Source organism: Ochrobactrum sp. BTU2, from assembly GCF_024539785.1.
GTDB classification, from domain to species: Bacteria; Pseudomonadota; Alphaproteobacteria; order Rhizobiales; family Rhizobiaceae; genus Brucella; species Brucella anthropi.
This window is the reverse complement of record NZ_JAHWRG010000051.1, coordinates 1-5,860: the sequence shown is the minus strand read 5'-3', so window position 1 is coordinate 5,860 and position 5,860 is coordinate 1. Positions and strand designations below refer to the sequence as shown.

Genomic DNA, 5,860 nt, shown 5'->3' with positions numbered 1-5,860 from the left:
TGTCCACAGTCTCCATTGTGGACACAGAATCCTTCATTCGATTTTCAAAGAAAAGGTGTCCCGAATTGCGCGCTTACTGATGTTCTGACGTATAGTGAGGTACTTGTCGGTCATCCTCATGCGGGCTCGATGGCAAAAATATGAACTGCGCGCCAGGTCCAATTGAACAAGCAGTTCGGGGAGTTGATAAAGATCTTTTAGGGCGCCGACCAACAGCGTTTTCTCCCGATTACTCAGGAGTTGCAGATCGACGCCCAGGCCTTTTTTTAAGATTTCGGTCGCTTTCTTCAAAAGGTCGTGCTCAAGCTGCAGTTTTTGAATATCGTGCTGCAGTGTTTCGAGCTGACGCTCCAATTCGTTTCGCTCTGGTACTGGCGGTGAATTGTTCTTGCGTTTCATGATTGCGGAGAGTGTCCGGACCAAGTAACTGGTTTTTCCAGTTATACAGCGTCGGCCTGCATACGCCGAGCTTTTCAGCCAAAGCCTGCGCGCTTTCTTGCCGATTATAAAGTCCGACGACGCCAGCCTTCTTCAACGCCTCTGGATATCGTGGACGTCCAGTTCTTCCGGTAACAGCTTTGCTAGTTTCGGGAAACGCCTCACGAACCCATGCGGTCAACGTCGCACGGCCGGGATAGCCCAAGGCGCGCATCGTTGCAGAAACACAACGACCATGCGTGCGGTAATGCTCAACAGCCGCTTCCTTCTGGGCTTGTGTGAACTTAGGGGCTCGGGGCGCAAATCCTAAACGCAGATCAAGATGGTGCTCATATTCCCGGCACCAGCCCTTCAGTGCATTCTTGCTTGGGTAGCCCAGCTGGCGAATAGTCGCTTTCGCGCGCTTGCCCAGCTCGATGTAGAGCGCAACGGCTCGCATCAGGTCTTCGTAGGAATACATGAACTACCTCCCTGATAGTCCAAGTTTTCGTCCGCCCCCCCGCCGGGTCAGTTCTCAGTGGCAATCAACAGCCTCCTTGAGGATTTCCCCTTCCATCGTCTTTTTGCCAGCAGGCGCAGTAATTCCTTCACCTGAGCCTGAAGCGCTCGGTATTCCGAGGCAGGGACAACCTCCTCTTCGGCTGCCGTTGCAACAATGCACCCTGTGAGGCAAGTTTGCGCCACGCGAACAACTGGTTAGGCGCAATGCCATGACGAGAGGCGACCAGACTGACCGTCGCGCCCGCCTCGTAGGTTTCGTGGACGATCGCAAGCTTCTCCGCTGTACTCCAACGTCGACGCCGCTCAGGGCCGGAAAGAATTTCCATCTTAATGCTATTACCAGTCATAATGTGAACAGTAGTCCTATCACTTATTTAAGTGCCAGAAACTGTCTGGGCAATTAGGGGGATATTCCACGGCGCGACTTCCGAAACGGTCACGGCACCAACGTGCCCGATACCTACATTGACAGTTCCTCGATCCGGCAGAGTTTCCGCCACCGAAAGAGACATAAACTCAAGCAGCGCGTGCAACCTCCGAGATAGCCGCATCGGAAGGCAGGCTGCGACAAGGCGTTTCTTATCCTCGCGTGACCTGAGGCGGTGATATTCAAGCGTGATTATGCCCGGTTTGGAGTGCTCCCGATTTCACCGTCGCGGCCAACTGCAATTATGGTTCGAGCATTACAATGAACTTCACTCGCACAAAGCTTTAGGATATCAATCTCCACGAGAGTTCCTGAGCCGAAATGTTCAAACCTAAGAATGTCCGGTTTCCGAGGGATGGTGTAGTTCGAGGCTTGTGATATTAAAATATAGATTTGGATTAATAAAGGTGGCACGAGTTAATGTATGCATTACTATTAAATAATTAGAAGTATATCTGATTATGAAATCGGTGCAGTTAAAATATACGGTGAGATATTGTTTATTATTTACTTTAATGTTATTTCTAATTTTATTACGTTTTGATCGAGTGGATTGTTTCATAAAGGAGTATCATTTTAATGAAGTCAAAAGAAATAAAATTCTCGCTTCTAATGGCCGTATACGCAAAGGATAATCCACGATATTTGAAAGACGCTCTAAATAGCGTGGTTGATAACAGTGCTATACCCAATGAAACTGTTATCGTTATTGATGGTCAAATCGGTAATGAATTAAAGAGTATTATAGATGAATTCCTTGTTCCGTTGTCTATTAGGAAAATTCAGCTTCCCGAAAATGGTGGGTTAGGAATGGCGTTAAGAATCGGCCTTGAAGCATGCAGTTGTGAATGGGTGGCGAGGTTCGATAGTGATGACGTCTGTTTTCCTGATCGCTTTGAAAAGCAGTTAAACTTCATTCGCGATCATCCCGATGTTGATCTCTTTAGTGCCCCAATCCTAGAGTTTGATAACGATATTTCTAATGAGTATTTCTATCTAAGAGATGTGCCGCGTAGCCCAATGCATATACGTCAATACTCCAACTGGCGTAGTCCAATGAATCACATGGCGGTAATGATGAGGAAGCAAGTTGCGATTAATGCCGGAAACTATCAAGATAACAAATCTTTTGAGGACTATAGTCTTTGGGTAAGAATGTTATTAAATGGTGCAACGCTTTCAAACATGAATCAACCCTTAGTCTATGCGCGTGCAGGGCAGGCGATCCGGTTGCGTCGCGGGGGATTAGCTTATCTGAAGAGCGAGTTTCGGTTTATGAAGTTGCTAAAGCAATGGGGGTTTATTAGTAATAGGCAACTCTATTTAATGTTGATTACAAAGACTCCTGTAAGAATAATGCCTGCGGTTGTCAGACAAATTCTATACTGGAAATACATGAGAAAAAAGATTTCGGCTGGCGGTTGATGGGCAAAAATTAAATGATGTTAGATGATGCAAGGTTTAAAGTTGTCTTTGTTGTAGATATAAGAAACTGGGCATTCGATAGAATTGCCCAGCGAGTATCGCGCGAATTATCAGATGTATTTTCCTGCTCAATATTATATTGGGAGGATTACAGCAATACAGAAGAATTTATTAATAGTATAAATTATACTGATCCGGATATTGTTCACTTTTTCTATCGTGAAGAGTTAAGGTTGATTTTAAATTCGGTGCCGACGGTAAGTCCGTCGTTTATTAGGTTTCTCGATCGCGCGATAACAACTCATATTCCAGATCACCTTTTTAGTGATGACGTTAGTATTGCGGACAGAGTTGCCCTATTTAGCGCCATTGATGGTTATTTTGTTACCAATAAGAAGCTCTTTGATATTTATAGCCGTGTCGATTTCATACCAAAGCCACACGACGTTATCTATGATTGGATCGACGTTGATCCTGTACCGCTTGAACACGAAAAATGGTATTCAAATATAAGAATATTATGGTCAGGAAATTCAAACTGGGGCGGATATGTTGGTCATAGGGATTATAAAGGGCTTCGTTCGGTAATTCGTCCGGCAATTGATTTGTTAAATAGAAAATACCGAAACGTCGAATTTCTTTGTTTTGATTCCGCAGAGAAACGTATTTCCTCTCATGAGGTGTTAGAGGCAATGAAAAATTGCCATATACTAGTACTAGCAGCAGAAAATGAGGGTACACCGTTATCGCTTATAGAGGCGATGGCATCCAGATGTGCGGTAGTGTCGTCTAAAGCAGGAATTGTTGAGGAAGTACTGCCAAGTCAGCAAAGAAAATATTTGTTTGATAGGACAAGCGGTGGCCTATTTGAAAAGCTTGAAGAACTAATTAATGATAGGTCACTTTTGCGTCGACTTGGAGATCTTAATCACCAAGCTTGGGAGGAAAATTTTGGAATGACGAGTCCTTTGAAAGGTAAGTGGATTCATTTTATAATGAATGCAATAGCACACTCGAAGACTGCATCTGTTGAGACGAAAATGAAGTTTTTGCCGCAGCGCTCGAAAAACCTTCGCCATTACGGTGTCAATGCAATTAGAAAGGCCGGCAAAATTGTCAATAAATGCGGTCTTGTGGACACGTTGAACAAGCTCTCACCTCGTTTTGGCGCTACCTATCATACTATCGTTCATGGCAGTGGTGAGAAGAAGCTTTCACCTCAAGTATTGTCTCATATTTATAAAGAAAAATTTGCGAAGATCTCGCTTGAGAACGCTATTGTTATTTATGCTCCAATGTGGAAGGGGGTAAGTGCATCTACGGAGGCAATATTTGGTGACGCGGCTATAAAGTTTCCCTTCGTTGATACGGAATATCCGGAAGTAGATAAACATTATTTTCTAGAAAGGATGAGTTTTCTTCTCAATGAAACTGGTGATAAACCAATCATTTTTAGTGGAGGGTCCAAAATCCATGCAGCGCTAGCCGTTAGAATAAAGTCGAGGCAACCTAATAGAAGAATGTACTTTATGTGGCATGGTTCACCTGCTCAGTGGGTCGACAGAAAGCAGTTGGAGTTCTTTGGTTCATGGCGTGATTTGTACGCGCAAGAAGTGATTAGTGGGTTTATAGTACTAAAAAAAGGGTTGGATGTTAGCTTAGAGAGAATAGGTGTAAGAGCATATTATATATTCAACCCTATACCTGATCTTAATGGGTGTGTCAGGTATAACCATGGGTTCCTTAATCGCGTTGGTGTATTCTCCGCAGTAGAGTCGTGGTATAAGAATCCTTTTCCTCAACTGATGTCATTGGCTAATTGTGATATAGAGGTAACTACAAATATCTCTGAAGAAAGTATTAGAAAAATAGGGAGTAATTTCTGGCGATATAGAATTATTAACCATCTGGATAGGGTGTCGTTTCTCGATGTTCTGTCGAAACAGGATCTCAATCTATATATCACGAATACTGAATGCTCGCCAATGATAGCGCTCGAAAGTTGGGAGTTGGGGGTTCCATGCATTGTTGGACCAGCTGGCGATGTCTTTTCAGATGTATGTCAGAAGTTAGCCCATTGGCTGGTTGAGCCAAATGTTGACGATGCCTATTCCATCTCAAGAAGGATTAGCCTCGTAGCGGCGAATTACGAAGAAATCCGGCAGCGGATGCTGGAAGCGCGTGCTATTCAGCGCCAGAATTTCCGAGTGCAACGAGAGAAGTTATATGAATGGGTTTTGGGCATGAGCGAGAGGTAGTGCTCTGACCTGCCACTGAGAATTTCCTCCAGAATGGATTAGATTCCGGCCCAATAAAGGACGGACGAATGAAGAAGCAGCGATTTACGGAAGAGCGGATTATTGCGGTGCTGAAGGAGCAGGAGGCAGGCATGAAGGTGGCCGACCTGTGCCGCAAGTATGGGATTTCGGACGCAACATTTTATAACTGGAAAGCCAAATACGGCGGTATGGAGGTGTCCGAGGCGAAGCGCCTGAAGGCACTCGAAGAAGAGAACGCCAAGCTTAAGAAGCTGTTGGCCGAGCAGATGCTCGATGCCGCCGCACTCCGCGAGCTTCTCGCAAAAAATGTATGGTCCGCCTCGTCCGTGCAAGGGGTTTGATGGTCCTGACGGTTCCAGTCTGCATAAATGTATCCGGCCTCTCGCGAGTGGACTGTTGTTACAGTCAGGCCATGATGAGATCCGCGCGCACCGTTCTCGAATAGCTGGTTCGGGCGCCAAGCCCGCTTTTTTGCCCAGAGCTTACGCTGCGCTGATCAACTGTCTCGTCATCACTATCCCGCTCCTCGCAGTCTGTCGCTGGATCAGGTTTTTGCCGGATCCTGACGATTGTAGATCGCGCCCGGTCGGGTCATAATCACCCATGCGACGCGTGCAATTTTGGCAGCAAGAGCGACCGCCGCCTTGTTATTGTGCATCCTGGCCTGAAGCCCGTCCAGCCACACGCCGAGCCGGTCTCTCGTTCGATCAAGAGTGAGCGCTACGAACAGCCCACCTTTTCTTTTGTGAATGATGCCGCGAGATAAGCTTCTTTATTGATAGGAGCTGAC

Annotated in this window: 2 protein-coding genes and 5 pseudogenes; 4 read left to right on the top strand and 3 right to left on the bottom strand. The window is 45.8% G+C overall.

Annotation, left to right across the window (positions count from 1 at the left end; genetic code table 11):
* Nucleotides 1-72: 72 nt before the first annotated feature.
* Nucleotides 73-898, bottom strand: a pseudogene (locus KWJ32_RS27655) (transposase); the annotation flags it as partial.
* 63 nt (nt 899-961) lie between these two features.
* A pseudogene (locus KWJ32_RS27650) lies at nt 962-1,286 on the bottom strand (transposase); the annotation flags it as partial.
* Between the two features lie 313 nt (nt 1,287-1,599).
* On the opposite strand from KWJ32_RS27650, the pseudogene KWJ32_RS27645 reads away from it, so the two are divergent.
* The 4 genes and pseudogenes from KWJ32_RS27645 to KWJ32_RS27630 all read left to right on the top strand — a co-directional run.
* Nucleotides 1,600-1,701 (top strand): annotated as a pseudogene (locus KWJ32_RS27645) (hypothetical protein); the annotation flags it as partial.
* A 244-nt stretch (nt 1,702-1,945) separates the two neighbouring features.
* A complete protein-coding gene (locus KWJ32_RS27640) occupies nt 1,946-2,791 on the top strand; it encodes a glycosyltransferase (protein WP_256886601.1) in 846 nt (281 codons plus the stop codon).
* Between the two features lie 14 nt (nt 2,792-2,805).
* The gene (locus KWJ32_RS27635; protein WP_256886600.1) at nt 2,806-5,049 is read left to right on the top strand and encodes a glycosyltransferase; all 2,244 of its coding nucleotides are present in this window, start codon (nt 2,806-2,808) and stop codon (nt 5,047-5,049) included.
* 68 nt (nt 5,050-5,117) lie between these two features.
* Nucleotides 5,118-5,375: pseudogene (locus KWJ32_RS27630) on the top strand (transposase); the annotation flags it as partial.
* A gap of 239 nt (nt 5,376-5,614) precedes the next feature.
* On the opposite strand, the pseudogene KWJ32_RS27625 reads toward KWJ32_RS27630, so the two are convergent.
* A pseudogene (locus KWJ32_RS27625) lies at nt 5,615-5,782 on the bottom strand (IS110 family transposase); the annotation flags it as partial.
* Nucleotides 5,783-5,860: the final 78 nt, after the last annotated feature.